Consider the following 16,419-nt stretch of genomic DNA (forward strand, 5'->3'; position numbering starts at 1 on the left):
AGGGATGAGTCTGCCGACACCCGAGTACGACGGGCGCACCCGCGACGAGATCGTCGCCACCGCCGTCGCCGCCGTGCGCCGGAGCGCACGGGCCTGGAGCGGGCAGGACCGGACGGACCCCGGCCGCGGCCTGATCGACACCTGCGCCGACATGGTCACGGCGGCCCGCGACCGGCTCAACCTGGCCGTCGACCAGCGCCGGCTGCAGACGCTGCGCCTGCTCGGCGTGCGGCCGTACCGGCCCGCGCCCGCGCAGACCGACGTGGTCTTCCAGCTCGCCGCGCCGCCACCCGAACCGGTGGTCGTCCCCGCCGGTCTGGAGGTTGCCACCCGGCCGGTGGGCGAGGCGGAGCCGGTCGTCTTCAGCACCTTGACGGAGGCTGTGCTCAACCCCTGCGTGCTGGTCGCCGCGGGCGAGTTCACGGAGCGGGGGACGGGCGGCGGCGCCCTGGAGGGCACGCTGACGGCACTGGGTCCCCGTGCGGGCCGGGCCGTCGAACCGGGCGGACTGCCCTTCGCCGGACCGCCCCTCCACCTCAACCTGCCCTACCCCGGGGACTTTCCCCTCCCGGGGGAAGGCCGCGACGGCCCCGGCCCGGGAGCCACCCGACCGGGCGGCCGCGCCGAGGGCCGCGCCGACGGCTCCTACGTCCTGGCCGTCCTCTCCGTGCCCGTACCGAACGCGCGCGTGACCCTCGACATCGCCAGGGGCGCCGGAGAGGACACGGTCCCGGGCCGCTGGGAAGCCTGGCAGGGCATGCACTGGACCGGCTGCCACGTCGTCACCGAAACATCCGAGACCGAGTCCATCGCGGGGGCGGACCGCCCGGGCCGCGTCACCCTCGACCTCCCGCCCGCCCACGCGCCGGCCCGGCTCCTGCTGCGCCAAGGGGCCGACCCGGAGCACGACTCCCTCTGGCGCCTGCGCGACGTGGGCCTCATCCGCTACCGCGCCGCCCCGGGCGGCAGCCCGCTGACGGCCCTCGCACTCAGCCCCGTGTTGACCGTCCCCGTCCCGGTCGTCCAGGCCCGCCTCGTCCAGGACGAGGCCCTCGGCACCGCGACCGGAGCCCCGGGCGAACGCCTGCGCTTCGCCCACCCCCCGATGTCCCGGGCCACCGACCCCCTCGTCGTCGAAGCGACCCTCGCGGGCCGCACCCAGCGGTGGACCCATGTCGTCACCCTCGCCGGATCGGGGCCCGACGAACGGCACTTCACCCTGGACCCGCGCACCGGCGAGGCGGTCTTCGCGTTCGTCGTGGCCGGGGCACGGGGGCCGCGCCGGCACGGTGCGCCGCTGCCGGCGGGCGCGGCCGTACGGATCCGGCGCTATCTGACCGGCGGCGGCGCCCGCGGCAACGTACCCGCCCGCACCGTCACCGTGCTCCGGACACCCCTGCCCTACATCTCCTCCGTGACCAACCCCGCCCCCGCCGTCGGCGGCACCGAGCGCGAGAGCGCCGCCGCCTGTGCGACGCGCAGGCCCCTGGGCTCGCCGGTGCCCGAACGGGCCGTGGTCCCGCACGACTACGAACAGCTCGCGCTGGCCGCCTCGGCGGGCATGGCCCGCATCCACCACGTCCGGTCCGTGCCCGGGGACGCCCTCGACCCGGCACGCAACCACGTGCCCTGGCTGCCGGCGAAGACGGAGATCCGGTTCACCCTGCCGGCCGGCACGGACACCGTGCCCGCCGGTACGCAGGTCACGACGGCGGACGGCACCAAGGTGTTCACCACCCTCGGCGAGGCCGTGCGCCTGGCGCCGGACGCGGCGGGCAGCGCCTCCCTGTGCCTTGTCCCCGGAGCGAGCGCTGCGAACGGGATGTTCGCCGCGGGCGACTACGGGACCGCGGGGTTCTCCGGGCCGTTCAGGGAAGGAGGCGGGCTCGTCCTGGGGCTGGTGGAGATCAAGAAGCCGCACGACCCGCGCCGTCTCACCCTTCGGCTGACCATCGGAGGGCAGCGTGGGCGAGCGGGGGAGGAGTCGGAGGAGGACCGCATCGCGGTGTCGGTCTTCGCGCCGCGGGCAGGAGCCTTCTGGTGGGACCTCGACGACCCGCTCGCCTATGCGTCGGGGCCCGCCCAGTCGTTCACCCCGGAGGCGAGCGGCGGTGGCGTCCGGCTGGGCGAATCCCAGCGGTGGCTGACGGCCGTCGACCGGGGTGAACTCGCCGGCACGGCCCGGGACGCCGTCGCCGACCGGGGGGACCACTTCCCCGAGGAGGAAGGGGCGTGCTGGATCGCGGTCCAGATCCATGACCCCGGGGCCACCCCCACCACCACGTACACGGTCCACGCGGACTCCGGGAGCACCGCGCCCGTGCCCGCCGAGCAGTACGAGGAACGCACCGTGGACGGCCACCCGTCGTACGAATCCACCGGCGAGCCGGGCCAGTCCTGCACGCTCCTGAGCCCCAGGACGTCCGGCCCGCTGCCGCGGATCCTGGTCGACGGCGAGGCGTGGACGACCGTCACCTCCTTCGCCGGATCCGGCGAAGGCGACGAGCACGTGGTGATCAACGCGAGCACGGGACGGGTCCACTTCGGGCCCGAGGTGACGGGCGGCCCCTCCGGCACCCGGCGGTACGGTGCGGTCCCCGACCGGGGCGCGGCCGTCACGGTGGCGGGCCCGTACCGCGTCACCCTGGGCGCCGCCGGGAACGGCGTGCCCGAGGGCGGCATCGACCGCCTCGTCAGCGGGGACGACCGGATCGGAGTGCGCAACACGACCCCCACGCACGATGGCAAGGACGGCTACACCGACACCAGCGGAGGCAGCACCCAGGCCGGGGTCCGGCTGATGGTGATCCCCTCGGTCACCGCCGACGCACGCGGCTGGTTCCCCTTCCACATGCTGACACCCGGCCGCGACGCCGGTGACACGCTGCGGCGCGCCCTGCGGACCGGCCAGCCGGAAGGCGTCCCGGTGTGGCTGGAACAGCCCGGCTACCACGGCATCCGCATCGACGCCAGGATCGTGCCCGCCGACTACCGGACCGCCACCGAGCGCGCGGAACTCGGCGCGGCCGCCGAGCAGGCCCTGTACCGGTACTTCAGCCCCGTCGGCGGTGGCCCGGACGGTACCGGATGGCCGCTGGGGCGCCCGGTGCACGTCGGCGAGGCGTTCCGGGTCCTCGAACAGGTGCCGGGCGTCGCCCGGGTCGCCACCGCGCACCTGACCCCGGTCGATCCGCGCACCGGCGCCGAAACGGCCCCCGTGGCGCGCCTCGACTGCGGGCCCGCCGAGACCGTCTACTCCGTCGAACACCGCGTGACCGTCGCGGAGGTGCCCTCATGATCCACCCGAACGTGAACCACCCGAACCTGAACCACCCGGACATGAACCGCCCGCACACGGCCGCAGATCCCCGACTGCTCGCCGTCGACTGGGGCGCGGACAGCCTGGCCACCGTGGACCTCACCACACCGGAGGAACCCCGCTCGTTCGCCACCGCGGTCGAGCGCAATCCGCGCGCCGTCGCCGTCAGTACGGACGGTACACGGGCCTACGTCGCCAACCACGGCTCCGGAACCCTCTCGGTGGTCGACCTCGCCGCCGGCGGCGCTCCGGCGGTGCTGCGGAGCGTCGAGGCCGGGAACACGCCGTGCGCGGTGGTCGCGGGCCTCGCCCACGACCAGGTCTGCGTGGCCGACCGGGCGGGAGGCACGGTCGTGGTGTTCGACAAGGAGGGGCACCGGCCGGTCGAACTGCAGGTCGGCGCAGGCCCGTGCGCGCTCGCGGCGGCTCCCTCGGGGCGGTTCGTCTGTGTCGTCGACGAGACGGACGAGACGGTGGCGGTGGTCGACGTCGACGTGCCGGGTGCCCCGTGCGTGACGGCGACCGTCCCCGTGCCCGGGGTCCTGCGGGCGCTCGCCGTGTCCGCGGGCGGCCGCTTCGCCTACGTCGCGAGCCGGGGGGACGGCACGGCCGGCTCGGTGACGGTCCTCGCCCTGGACGGCGGCGCCTCGCCCGTGGGCGCCCCGGTGGCCGTCGGGGCCGAACCCCGTGCGATCGCGCTGAGCCCCGCCGGTGACCGTATCTGCGTCGCGAACCACGGTTCGGCCTCGGTCACGATCGCCGATGTCGCCCCGGACACCGGCCTGTTGGGCTCCCCGGACACCCTCGACGTCGGCCCGCATCCGGTCGCGGTGGCCTTCGCCCCGGACGGCGGGACGATCCATGTCGTCAGCCGGACCGCCGGCACCCTCACCGCCGTCGACCTGGACACGGGCGACCGTACGGACCTCCCCGTGGGCGCCGTGCCCTCCGCGGTGGTCTGCGGGTCCGACGGCCGCCACGCGTACGTCACCGACCAGGCCACCGGCCAGCTGATCGCCGTACGCGCCGCCCCCCGCCGGACCGGCGAGACCGGGACGGGAGCGGGGTCACGGCCGGTCGGCCTCGCCGTGTCACCCGACGGCCGGTGGGCGTACGCCGCCGACTCCGCCACGGACCGGGTCGCGCTGCTGGACCTCGGCGGACAGACCCCGGGTGATCCGGTCCGGCTGGGGGACCCGCACCAGCCGTGGGGCGTCGCCATCGCGCCGGACCGCTCCCTCGCCTGCGCGACCAGCCCCGGCTCGGCGCACCTCCTCGTCATCGAACCCGCCCCGGGAGACGTGCTGGACGGCGCCGGAGCCGTCCGCGTGCGGCCCGTCGCCCTGGCGCAGGGGGCGCAGCCACGGGGTGTGGCCGTCACCCCCGACAGCCGCCTCGTGGTGACGGCCGACGCCGGCACCGCCACGGTGTCCCTCGTCGATCCCCGGGGCGGCTCGTACATGATCGGTCAGCGGACGGTGGACTGCGAGCAGCCGAGCGGCGCGGCCCTCTCCGGGGACGGCCGGACGCTGTACGTCGCCGACTTCGGTCACACCGGGAGCGGGCAAGCGGGCGGACAGATCGCGGTACTGCGCAGGACGGGCCCGTCGCAGTGGCAGCACGTGGGCGTCATCACCACGGAGGTCGGCCGGTTCTACGGCCCGCACGAGTTGGCCCTGTCCCCGGACGAACAGCGCCTGTACGTGGTCAATTACGAGCGCGGCGGGGTGTCGGTCCTCGACCGAGACTCGGGCGGCGACACCTGGACCTTCCGTACCGCAGTCACCAAGAGCGGTATGACGCGGCCCTACGGCGTCGCCCTCTCGCCGGACGGACACACGCTGTACGTGTCCAACGCGGCCAACTCCAACGGCACCGTGGAGGTCTTCGGCGTATCCGCGGAAGAGGCGGTCTTCCAGCGAACGGTCATGGTCAAGAGGGGCCCGGCGAACGCGGACATCTATCTCGGACTCGGGCTCTCCCCGGACGGGCAGTTCCTCTACGCTGCCGACCCGGAGGACTGGAGCGCTCAGGGGAAGGGCAGCGTGTACGGCGTACGGGTGATGGGAGACGCCCCGCCCGCGCAGATGCAGCTCGTCGTCGCCCCTTCCGAGGCGGGCATCTTCGGCCCCAGCGGACTCGTCTGCCCGGACAACACGACGCTGTGCGTGGTCAACAGGGGCCGGAGCGGCGATTCGGTCGGGCAGGCCTGTCTGTCCGTGATCACGCTCGACGCGTCCCGGCTCGGCGTGGCCGAGGCCAAGACCACGCCGCTCGCCGGGGCCGACCTCCCCTATGCGGCCGCGGTCTCCGCCGACGGCACCCTGTGCGTCGCCAACTTCGACGGCAAGACGGTCACCGTGTTCGGCACGCAGGTGACCCCCGTCCCGGTCGGCGGACAGGGGCCGTCCCGGCCCTGGGACGTCTGCGTCACCCCGGACGGCGTCCACGCCTACGCCACCGACCGGGCCGCGGGGGCGCTGCGGTGCGTCCGCATCGCCGACCACGACGTGACCTCCGTCGTGGTGGGCGAGGATCCGACGGGCGTGGCGAGCGGCCCGGACGGCATCCACGCCTATGTCGCCAACCACGGGGACGACAGCGTCTCCGTCCTGCGACGGGCCCTCGAACCGACCGGTGTGACGCTGCCCGTCACCGGCGGTCCGCACGCCCTCGCGGTGCACCCCGGTGGCGACGTCGCCTACCTGGCCCGGGACGGCGGCCTCGACGCGATCGACCTCGGGGGAGCGCGGACCGGAGCGGGCCTGGACCTCGGTACCGCCCTGTGCGCGGTCGCCGTGCACCCGGCCGGGGCGTACGCCTACGCGGCGGACGCCGGTGGTTCCGTACCGGCGGTGCACGTGGTGGACCTGGCCCTGCCCGCCCGTCCGGCACGCGCTGCGGTGCCCCCTGTGGAACTGACCGGCGGCGCACGGCCCACGGGCATCGCGCTGCGCTCCGGTCAGCCATGGGGATACGTCAGCGGCGCACAGGGGCCGGGGTCCACCGGGGCGCTCTGGGTGCTCAACACCGCCTCTCCGCAACGCCCTTCGGTGACCGGCGCCGTCGAGCAGCCCTTCCCGGCCATCGACGCACTGGCGATCCATCCGGGGACCCCCGGCCACCTCTACCTCCTCACCCGGTCCGACGGCGTCCGCCGCCTGCGCGTCCTGGCCCTCACCGACGATCCCGCGAAGCCCCGCCCGCTCCCCGGCCCCGGCATCGAACTCCCCGCCGACGCACGGGACATCGCCGTCCACCCCGGAGGCGGCCACGCCCTCGTCGGTACGGAATCCGGCGCCGTCCACGTGCTCGGCCTCGCCGACCCGGCCCGGCCGCGGCTCGCCGGTTCCACCCGGGGCCCGGGCGCCCGCGCCGTGCCGGCCCACCGGCCGGACGGCCGCGGTGCGCTGTGCCTCGCCGGGGACGTCCTCGCCGAACTCGCCCTGGGGGTACCGGCCGTGGTCGCCACCTGGCGCGACCCGCGCCTCGTACGGCCGCGGTCGGTGGCGGTGTCGGCTGACGGGGCCTGGCTGTTCGTGACCACGGGGAACGCGGAGACCGCCGAGGCGACGGAGACCAGCGGCACCCTCCTGATGCTCGACACTCGGACCGGGACACTGCGCTTCACCGTCCCGGCCGGCACCGCGCTCGCCGGTATCGCCCCGCACCCCGAGCGGCAGCGCGTCCACCTCGCCGACCAGGGCGGTGCCACCGTCCCGCTCGTCGACACCACGCCGCTCACGCGCGTGGGCGCCACCGCGCTCGGGCTCGACCCGCGGCAGGTGGTCCGGGCACCGGGCACCGCCTGACCGCAAGCACCCCCGCACCCCCGCACCCCGCCCACACGACTCCGCGCGGACAGAGGCACACGATGATCGAACTGGTCGACAAGGCACTGGAGGACCGGGTACGGCAGGACCTGACGTGGCCGCCGCCCGGCTTCACCGTCACCTTCCAGCCCCCCGGCCGCGAAACGGGCCACGGCGAGACCGTGGGCGCGGAAGCCGTCGGCATCTATCTGTACGACATCCGCGAGGACCTGGACCGGCGGCAGACCGGCACCGTCTACCAGTACGCCGTCGAACCCGGCGCGGACGGGCCACCGAAGAAGTCCGCGCAGCACGATCCACCCCGGTACGCCCGGCTCTCCTACCTCGTCACCGCCTGGGCGTCGGACGCCCTCGGTGCCCACCGCATGCTCGGTGAACTCCTCACCGGTCTCGCCCGCTCCCGCGAGCTCCCCCTCCCGCTCCCCGACGAACTGGCGGAGATGGGACTCTCGGCCCTCCTCGACGTCGGCCACCCGCCCGCCGAGGACCGCGCCCTCACCGAGCTGTGGAGCGCCGTCGGCCACACCCTCCTGCCCGCCGTCAATGTGACCGTGACCCTCCCGCTGCTCTCGTTCCTCCCCCAGCCCTACAGCCACTACGTGGAGCATCCCCCGGTCATCGGTGACGACCAGGTGGAGTTCGCCCGCACGGGCACACCCCGATGGCCCCACCGCCCCGGTACGGGCACGGGCGCGGGCGCGGGGGAGAACATCCGGTGACCGCGCCCCCCGCGCCCCCGCGTCACCATCCCACCGCCGCACAGTGGCTGCTCGCCCGGCTGGCCCTTCTGGAGAGCAGGGTGCGGCGCGCCATCGCCGTCCGCACCGGCGACGGCGCTCCGGCCGGCGGCCCCTTCTCCGCCCTCGACCCCTTTCAAGGGCTGTACATCTCCGACGACATGGCCCCGCACCTCCTCGACCCGCCCCCCTCGCCCCTGCCCCCCGACCCCGCCGAGGAACGGCTCGCCGCCGCCCTGCGAGCCGAGGAGGACGCGGCGGCGGCTGCCGGAGCCACGCCGCCGCTGCGCCGCCTCGCCGAGGAATTCGCCCTCTCCCCGCTCGACGTCGACATCCTGCTGGTCGCTCTCGCCCCCGACGCCGACGTCCGCTTCGAACGCTGCTACGGCTACCTCAACGACGACGTCACCGCCCGGCACGCCACCACCGGCCTCGCCCTCGCCCTCTGCGGCACACCGAGCGCCTCCGCAGCCGCCCGTGCGGCCCTCGCGCCGGAGGGCCGCCTGCACGCCGCCGGGCTGCTGGAGACCGACGGCGCCGTACGTCCGTACCTGACCCGCGCGCTGCGCGTCCCCGACCGGGTCACCGGCCATCTGCTGGGCCACGACGCCCTGGTACCCGCCCTGCGCCGGGTGGTGACCCCGCCGCAGCCCGTACCGCCGTTGGGCGACGGCCCGCTGTCCCGGTCCGTGCATCACCTCACCCGGCTGCTGAGCCGCCACCGGCTGGTCCACGTCCGGGACAGCCCCGGGGGCGCGGCCGGCACCCTCGCCGAAGCCGCCCTGGAAGCACTCGGCCGGCCCGCGCTGCGCCTCGACCTCACCGCCCTCGACGGCGCGGACCACCCCGACGGGCAGGTCCGCGCGGCGGTCCTCGAAGCCCGGCTGCGCGGCTGGGGACTGCTCGCCGGACCCGTCGACTCCGCCGACTTCCGGCACGTACGCGAGCTGCTCGTACCGCTCACCGGTCTGCCCGTCCCCACCGTCCTCACCGGCAAGGAGTCCTGGGACGCCCGCTTGACCGCCACGCCCGTCGTCCAGGCCGTCAGCCCACCCCTCACCCCGGCCGAGCGCGCCGCGCTCTGGCGGCACGAACTCCACGCCCTCAGCGAGCCGACGGCCGCGACGGAAGAGGCCGCGGAAGCCGCCGCCGGCCACCGGCTCGGTCCCCGTCGCATCCGCGCCGCGGCCACCGCCGCCTGCCGACAGGCCGACGCCGAGGGCACCCCCGTCACGGCCGCGGCCGTCCAGGCCGCCGCCCGTACCTGGAACGGCACTGCCCTGAGCCGCCTCGCCCGGCCCGTACGCCCCGCCGTCACCTGGTCCGACCTGGTGCTGACCGGGCGGCCGGACGAGCAGTTGCGCGACCTCGTCCGCCGCGTCCGCCACCGCGACCTCGTCCTCGGACCGTGGCGGATGCGGCCCGGCGGCGGCCGGGGCCGCGGCGTCACCGCGCTGTTCAGCGGCGGCTCCGGAACCGGCAAGACCCTCGCGGCCGAAGTCGTCGCCGCCGACCTCGGCCTCGACCTGTACGTCGTCGAACTCGCCACGGTCATCGACAAATACATCGGCGAGACCGAGAAGCACCTCGAACGTGTCTTCAGCGAGGCCGAAGACGTCAACGCCGTCCTGCTCTTCGACGAGGCCGACGCCGTCTTCGGCAAACGCACGGCCACCCAGGACGCCCACGACCGCTACGCCAACACCGGCACCGCCTACCTCCTCCAGCGCCTGGAGTCCTTCGACGGACTCGCCCTCCTCACCACCAACATGCACTCCAACATCGACCCCGCCTTCCTGCGCCGCCTCGACCTCGTCGTGCACTTCCCGGCCCCCGACGAGGCACAGCGCCACGCTCTGTGGGACCGCTGCCTGGGACCCGCCGTCCCCCGCTCCGGCGATCTCGACCTGGCGGCCCTCGCCCGCGCCTTCGACCTCCCCGGCGGCGCGATCCGCTGCTGCGCCGTCACCGCCGCCTACCGTGCCGCGGACGGCGGCCGGCCCCTGGCCATGGCCGATCTGCTGGCCGCCGTCCGCGAGGAGTACGCCAAGCTCGGCCGCTATGTGGACGAGACCCGCTTCCCGGCGGCGCCGGGCCGGTGAGGCCGGCCCGGACGCCGCTCAGGCGGCCGGGCCCGCGGTCACGGGCCGGACGCGGACGCAGGTGAGCCGTGCGGTGCCGGCGTACTCGGGCGTCGGGTCCTGGACACCCGAGGGATCGGTGGCACGCAGGGTCGGCTTGAAGGTCAGCTCCAGGAGGCCGCCGTCGACGACGACCTCCATGCCGTTGCGGGTACGGGCATACCGCGCTCGGTTCGGCCGGGGCACCCGGAAGCGGAGTTCCCCGAACCCTCCGACGAACGCCGCCGCGCTGTAACCGATGCCCGGGATGACCAGCCCCTCGATGTCCGACGGCACACAGGCGAGGTGCCCCTCGACGAGGAACCCCGCGGACCCCGGTAACGGCACGGGCCGGGGAATGATCGTCCCCGCGACCGGACCCGCCGTGATGGGCGCCAGCGGGAGGAGCACATCGCCTTCCCTGACCACGAGCTGCCGCATTTTCAGCTGCCCTTGCCGGTTTCGCCGGCGGTTTGGGTGAGGGTGAAGTGGACGAATTCGGCGGGTCGTACGGGGGCGATGCCGATGTCGCAGATGACTTTGCCGTCGTCGATGGTGGTGGGGGTGTTGTTGGTGGTGTCGCAGATGACGTAGAAGGCTTCGTCGGGTGTGCGGCCGAGGAGGGCGCCTTGGCGCCATTGGTCGGTGAGGAAGCTGGTGGTGGAGTGGCGCAGGGTGGCCCAGAGGCGGTCGTCGTTGGGTTCGAAGACGGCCCAGGTGGAGGATTGGCGGATGGAGTCGGCGAGGAAGCTGACGAGGCGTCGTACGTTGAGGTATTTCCAGTCGCGGCTGGTGGAGCGGGTGCGGGCGCCCCAGACGAGGAGTCCGCGGTCGGGGAAGACGCGGAGGCAGTTGACGCCCTTGTTGTTGAGTTCGCCGTGTTGGTCGTCGGTGAGGAGCGTGGGGATGGCGAGGGCGCCGCGGATGTTCTGGTTGGCGGGTGCCTTGAAGACGCCGCGTTCGGCGTCGGTACGGGCCCAGATACCGGCGATGTGTCCGGACGGGGGGACGGTCCGGGGGATTCCGTCCACCCCGGGCACTTCGAGCCAGGGGTAGTACAGCGTGGTGAATGCCGCGTCCTCCGTATCCGGTGACGTGAGACCGTCCACGAACGCCTTGAGGGGTTCGACGGGCTGGCCGGGCGGAGCGTCCAGGATCGCGAGCCGGTTGCGCATCGCCACGCAGTGGGCGACGGCCGCGTCCATCAGCGGCTTGCCCTGCGCCGGATCCAGCGGCGGCGGGGCCGGCGCGTCGGACGCGGCGGCGGTCATGTCCCAGAGGCTGGGCACGGCGACCATGGTCACTTCCGGTACGGTCTCCAGCCCGCCCAGGCCCGTACGCGTCTCGGTGCTCCCGCCCAGCTGCGCGGCGGAGACGGCCGTCGTGGGGTCCGTGAATCCCACGACGTAGCAGGACTGCCCGCCGTTGGCGAAGAAGCCGTACACCGCCTCCGCGAGCGGGAAACAGCGCTCCAGCACGCGGATTTCCTTGCGCTCCACAGGAGTCGGGTCCTGCCCCGCCTCCTGCTTCTTCCGGAGTGCGGCCAGCCTCTGGCGCAGCGCCTCGATGCTGTACCGGTCGGTGAATTCCTGCCACCCACGGATCAGCTGGGGGTGCGTACGTTCCTCAGCGGTGAACGGGGGAGTGGCCGTCCCGCCCGTCCCGCCGTCCGGCACCTTGGTGTATCCGAGGAAGGCCGGGGTGGAGGTGCCCACCCCCACGATCATGCGCACACCACTGGACTGCTCCGTGATGTAGACGCCCGGCGGCTTCGGCGTGGTCATCGATGCTCCCCTTTTCCTTGGTCCGCTTCCTGACGTGTCCGGCTCGGTGCGGCGGCGGGAGCTACTCGATGCTGATGTCCTCGTACGTGATCGTCACCGTCTCCGTGGCGGTACCGGAGTTGGCGGCGCCGAGCTGCGGTCCCTCCCAGCGGGACGCCCAGGCGTTGGTGAGGTGGACCCGCCGAACGGTTTCCTTCTGCGCGTTCTTCAGCGCGATGGTGACGTTCTGCCGGGCGCTGTCGAGGTCGGCGTTCACCAGTGTCGCCTTGATCCAGTCGGTGAACGCGGTGCTCTTGTCCATGCCCCGGGTGACGGTGATCTCCCCGGTGCGGCGGGAGCCGGGCTGTTTGCGCACGATCAGCTCACCGGTCGAGGACACCTGCCGGGTCTCGACCACGTCTTGCTCCAGGGTCAGCCCCGAGACGTCCTGAACCGTCTCGACCTGGAACTTGCCCAGCTCGATGACGAACGTATTGCTGCTGAAAGTGTCACCGGTCAACACAGGTGGTGCCTCCTGGCTCCATGGATGAATGGATGGGTGGTGCGGGTGGTTCGGGTCGCGCTACTTGCCGGTTTCGCCGGCGGTTTGGGTGAGGGTGAAGTGGACGAATTCGGCGGGTCGTACGGGGGCGATGCCGATGTCGCAGATGACTTTGCCGTCGTCGATGGTGGTGGGGGTGTTGTTGGTGGTGTCGCAGATGACGTAGAAGGCTTCGTCGGGTGTGCGGCCGAGGAGGGCGCCCTGGCGCCATTGGTCGGTGAGGAAGCTGGTGGTGGAGTGGCGCAGGGTGGCCCAGAGGCGGTCGTCGTTGGGTTCGAAGACGGCCCAGGTGGAGGATTGGCGGATGGAGTCGGAGAGGTGGCTGACGAGGCGTCGTACGTTGAGGTATTTCCAGTCGCGGCTGGTGGAGCGGGTGCGGGCGCCCCAGACGAGGAGTCCGCGGTCGGGGAAGACGCGGAGGCAGTTGACGCCTTTGTTGTTGAGTTCGCCGTGTTGGTCGTCGGTGAGGAGGGTGGGGATGGTGAGGGCGCCGCGGATGTTCTGGTTGGCGGGTGCTTTGAAGACGCCGCGTTCGGCGTCGGTGCGGGCCCAGATCCCGGCGATGTGTCCGGACGGGGGGACGGTCCGGGGTGTTCCGTCCACGCCGGGCACGTCGAGCCAGGGGTAGTACAGCGTGGTGAACGCCGCGTCGTCCGTATCCGGTGACGCCAGATGGTCGAGGAACGCCTTCACCGTGCTCGCCGACTTGCCCGGGGGCGGTTCGACGAGGGCGAGCCGGTTGCCCATCGAGGCACAGTGCCCCGCGACACGGCCGATCACGGTCCCGCCCAGGGCGTCGGCCGTCCCGCCGGTCCACAGGTCGGGGACGGCGACCATGGTGACCTCGGGCACGCTCTTCAGGCCGGCCAGACCGGTGCGCCGGGCGGCATCCCCCTCCACCGCTGCCTGGATGTCCTGCCCGCGGTCGAGCCGCAGGACGTAGCAGGAGGTGCCACCGTTCGCGAAGAATCCGTAAACGGATTCCGGGAGGTGGATGACCTTCGCGGCTTCCTGGTGGCCCTGGACCACGGTGAGTTCCGCCTCGCGCCTGAGGAGGGGGGCCAGCTGTTCCCCCGCCGTGTTCCAGCGGGCGTACTCCGCGGCGGCCAGCGAGATCTTCAGCACGAGGGCGGCCGCCGCCGCCTTGTCCGCATCGCTGACGCTCTCGCCTTCCCACTCCCGCGTCCGGACGTCCAGGAGGCGCTGGAACTCGGGCTCGGTCAGGTCGGGGGTCTCACCCGTGGTGGCCTTGGTGTGCAAGACCCCTTCCGCAGTGGTCAGTTCACCGGACTGCTCGACCACGGCGGCGCCGACGCGGTCCAGCTCCGCCGCCACCGCCTCGGGCGTCAGGGCCGACCGGAAGTGGAACGCGTCCACGAACTCCGTCCAGCTCCTGATGAGCGTCGGGGGCGTGGACCCCACATCGTTCGGTGCCCGGACGGTGTAGCCGAGGAAAGCGGGTGTGGACGTACCCGCACCGGTGATCGTGCGGACACCGCTCGGGAGTTCCTTGACGAAGACGCCGGGGGCCAACTGTCCTGATGACATGGGGCTTTGCCCTTCTCTCCGGGATGGGGCGCAGTCAAGGCTTCCATTTGCCGCACAGTGCGCGCATGTGAATGAGGAAACCGGACCCGGATGAAACCGGCCAAACTGACGGTGCCCTAGGCGGGGTTGGACAGTTCGTCGCAGGCGTCGAGCAGAGCGGTCAGCAATGCCTTCCTGGTATTCAGCGCGATCGTGAGGAGCGTGTTGCGGGACCTCTTGTCCATGGCCTGAAGCGCCTCCCGCAACTCCACCCTTTCGGCCCAAGCCTGTGCGATGTCCTGGGGCGGCCTGCTCGCTTCGGCCTTGAGGCTGCTGGGATCGGGGATGGCGAAAACGGCCTTGGACAGGGGGTTCAGTACATCCCGCCCGGTTCCGTGCCCCCTTGCGATCCGGTCGCTCCACTCCTCGGGCCGGGCGTGGGTCTGCGCGAGCCGGAGGAGCTGCCGCAACGCGTCCTTGGTGACCGGTCCGCCGCTGAAGTCCTGGACCTTCCCGCCGATGCGATCGGCGCGGGTGGAGATCGCGAGGCCGGGGTCGAAGACGCGGGTCACCGGGGCGCTCCGCACCTTCTCGACCGAGTCGAGCAGGTTCTGTCCTTCTCCCTTGCCGGTGCCGAAGCCGATGCCGTCTTCGAGTCCGTCCATTCCCCAGTCGGTCCGTACCTTGACGAACGTGTTCGGCTCCGGGAAATAGACCAGCTTCGGGTCGACCCCGGCCATGGCCTTGCGGACCGCGAGGTCGATCGCGACGGCGAGCCTGACCACCCTGCGGTCGTCCGCCCCCGCCGTGTAGCCGCCACTGAGGAGGTCCGGCGGATCGTCCGCGTCGAGATGACGCGCGGCCGCTTCGCTGAACAGCGGGCCGGCCGGAGTCACGAAGGAGAGCGTGTCGCTGTCACTGGTGTGCAGGTAGACATGCGAACTGCCGGTATCGGTGAAGTGGTTCACCAGCCGTGTGACGAGGGGATGCTTCATGATGTGCTGGCGGATCTCCCCATAGGGGATGCTGTCCTGCCCGATGTCCTTGGCTTCCTTGACCTTGTGGCTGCCCCACACGAATCCGAGGACGCCGACCGGGAAGTCCCTGCTGTTCCATTGCCTCTTGAAGGTGTCGATCTTCGCCTGCACCTTCTCCAGGGCCTTGTCCTTCCCCTCCCAGGAATTGACGCCGAGCACCAGCCCGAACCGGTTGCCGTCCGGTCCGTCGCCCGCGAAGCCCTTCCGGTAGCGGTTGGCGATGTCGGACAGCTCCGGCCCGTCGGCCGTGGTGGGCACGAGCGCGACGAACGCCGTGCGGTGTGGGCCCTTGGCGTTGGCCGTGCCGTCGAGGGAGCCGATGAGTTCAGCCTCGGCCCCGGGCTTGATCGTTCCCGCACCGGGCGAGCCGGGGGCCTGGGGAGGAGGTGAGGTCCGGTGTGCCCCCGGCGGGCCGGTGCCGCTCCGAACCGGCCGAAGGGGCGGGGGATGTGGAACGGCCCCGCTCCGCGCCGCGTGCTGCTCTTCCCCGACGCCGCTCCAGAATTCACGGAAGCCCTCGTACAGGGCGGCGTTGGTCCCGACCGGATTGGCCGAGGGGGAGCGGCCCTTGGCGGAGGGGGCGCCGTACACCCGCTCCAGCAGGGGGAGCAGGTCCGCTTCGTGAGCGCGGACCCAGTCGGAACCGTTGTTGCGGCGTTCGCCGGAGTACGGGTCCTCGCCGTGGTTGGTACCGAGGTAGGCGTTGGTGAGCTGGGCGAAGAACTCGTGGTCGTCCCGCCGGGAGTAGTTGCGCGGATCCGATCCGTCCGGCCACACCGCCGCCGGATCCGCGAGTTTCTCCTGGTAGCGGCGCGCGATCCGCTCGCGGTCGTCGTCCGAGAGCCCGTGGTCGTGGAGGGTGTGCGCGAACTCGTGCGTGGTGGTCGAATAGCCGTCCTCGTAGTGGGTCGCACCACCGATGGTCGTGTGGTCACCGAGGAGGTTCTCCTCGGTGACGGCGGCATGCCGGCCACCGGAACCGCGTACGTCGTCCCAGCCGCGCCCGCCTCCCGCGCCGGACTCGGCGTGGGTGCCCGCGAGATACCGGAAGGCGCTCACCTCGGTCATGGGGACGTCCTTGGGCACCACCATCACGGTGGCGCGATGCGTCAGCAACCGCTCGGTCGTGTCCGGGTCCCGCAGCATCGCCTCGACCCGGGCCCGGGCTTCCCGGCGTGCCGATGGCGCGGACGTGACCCGGTCGTCCAGGTCGACCATCAGGTACGCGGCCGTCCTGGCGAATTCCCCGGGAGACAAGCGCGTGCGCAGCGACGCGACGAACTCCTGGTCCCTGGCCAGCCAGCGGCGGTGCTCCCCGTTCAGCGAGTCGAGCGCCCCCAGCCGGTCCGGCTCCGGCATCCCCGGCAACTCGGCGACCAGCCGGTCCGCATCGTGCGGCGGGGTGGCCACGTACGCCTGGTGCCGCCCGAGTTCCCGCACGGTGTCCCTGACCTTGCCGCCCCCGTGCTCGCGCCCGCCCAGCAGCCGGGCCACCGCGGCATTGCCGGCGCCACGCTGCAA

General features: G+C 72.9%; 9 protein-coding genes. 4 read left to right on the forward strand and 5 right to left on the reverse strand.

What is annotated here, in order from left to right:
- Positions 1-4 precede the first annotated feature (4 nt).
- From OHS33_RS31330 to OHS33_RS31345, 4 genes are all read left to right on the forward strand, one after another.
- Positions 5-3,298: a baseplate J/gp47 family protein gene (locus OHS33_RS31330; protein WP_330333777.1), complete on the forward strand. Its 3,294-nt coding sequence runs from the start codon at positions 5-7 to the stop codon at positions 3,296-3,298.
- The gene (locus tag OHS33_RS31335; protein ID WP_330333778.1) at positions 3,295-7,131 is read left to right on the forward strand and encodes a beta-propeller fold lactonase family protein; all 3,837 of its coding nucleotides are present in this window, start codon (positions 3,295-3,297) and stop codon (positions 7,129-7,131) included. The genes OHS33_RS31330 and OHS33_RS31335 overlap by 4 nt, the downstream gene beginning before the upstream one ends.
- A gap of 62 nt (positions 7,132-7,193) precedes the next feature.
- Positions 7,194-7,871 carry a DUF4255 domain-containing protein gene (locus OHS33_RS31340; RefSeq protein ID WP_330333779.1) on the forward strand — a complete coding sequence of 226 codons (678 nt, stop codon included), beginning with the start codon at positions 7,194-7,196 and terminating at the stop codon, positions 7,869-7,871.
- Positions 7,868-9,991: an ATP-binding protein gene (locus OHS33_RS31345; RefSeq protein WP_330333780.1), complete on the forward strand. Its 2,124-nt coding sequence runs from the start codon at positions 7,868-7,870 to the stop codon at positions 9,989-9,991. Before OHS33_RS31340 ends, OHS33_RS31345 begins: the two co-directional genes overlap by 4 nt.
- 18 nt (positions 9,992-10,009) lie before the next feature.
- Here the strand turns inward: OHS33_RS31345 and OHS33_RS31350 are convergent, their stop codons facing one another.
- From OHS33_RS31350 to OHS33_RS31370, 5 genes are all read right to left on the reverse strand, one after another.
- On the reverse strand, positions 10,010-10,450 hold the full coding sequence (locus tag OHS33_RS31350; RefSeq protein ID WP_330333781.1) for a hypothetical protein: 441 nt from the start codon (positions 10,448-10,450) through the stop codon (positions 10,010-10,012).
- Positions 10,451-10,452: 2 nt separating this feature from the next.
- Positions 10,453-11,793, reverse strand: coding sequence for a phage tail sheath family protein (locus OHS33_RS31355; protein WP_330333782.1), 1,341 nt, complete (start codon positions 11,791-11,793; stop codon positions 10,453-10,455).
- 61 nt (positions 11,794-11,854) lie between these two features.
- Positions 11,855-12,295 carry a phage tail protein gene (locus OHS33_RS31360; protein WP_330333783.1) on the reverse strand — a complete coding sequence of 147 codons (441 nt, stop codon included), beginning with the start codon at positions 12,293-12,295 and terminating at the stop codon, positions 11,855-11,857.
- 60 nt (positions 12,296-12,355) lie between these two features.
- On the reverse strand, positions 12,356-13,882 hold the full coding sequence (locus OHS33_RS31365; RefSeq protein WP_330333784.1) for a phage tail sheath family protein: 1,527 nt from the start codon (positions 13,880-13,882) through the stop codon (positions 12,356-12,358).
- A gap of 116 nt (positions 13,883-13,998) precedes the next feature.
- Positions 13,999-16,419 (reverse strand): hypothetical protein, encoded by a 2,421-nt coding sequence (locus OHS33_RS31370; RefSeq protein WP_330333785.1) that lies wholly within the window; start codon positions 16,417-16,419, stop codon positions 13,999-14,001.

It is taken from the genome of Streptomyces sp. NBC_00536 (assembly GCF_036346295.1).
Taxonomy (GTDB): domain Bacteria; phylum Actinomycetota; class Actinomycetes; order Streptomycetales; family Streptomycetaceae; genus Streptomyces.

Excerpts from the sequence above, each read along its gene's own strand:
- OHS33_RS31330 (WP_330333777.1), top strand. The coding sequence starts at position 5 with ATGAGTCTGCCGACACCCGAGTACGACGGGCGCACCCGCGACGAGATC.
- OHS33_RS31350 (WP_330333781.1), bottom strand. The coding sequence starts at position 10,450 with ATGCGGCAGCTCGTGGTCAGGGAAGGCGATGTGCTCCTCCCGCTGGCG.
- OHS33_RS31335 (WP_330333778.1), top strand. The coding sequence starts at position 3,295 with ATGATCCACCCGAACGTGAACCACCCGAACCTGAACCACCCGGACATG.
- OHS33_RS31340 (WP_330333779.1), top strand. The coding sequence starts at position 7,194 with ATGATCGAACTGGTCGACAAGGCACTGGAGGACCGGGTACGGCAGGAC.
- OHS33_RS31355 (WP_330333782.1), bottom strand. The coding sequence starts at position 11,793 with ATGACCACGCCGAAGCCGCCGGGCGTCTACATCACGGAGCAGTCCAGT.
- OHS33_RS31365 (WP_330333784.1), bottom strand. The coding sequence starts at position 13,882 with ATGTCATCAGGACAGTTGGCCCCCGGCGTCTTCGTCAAGGAACTCCCG.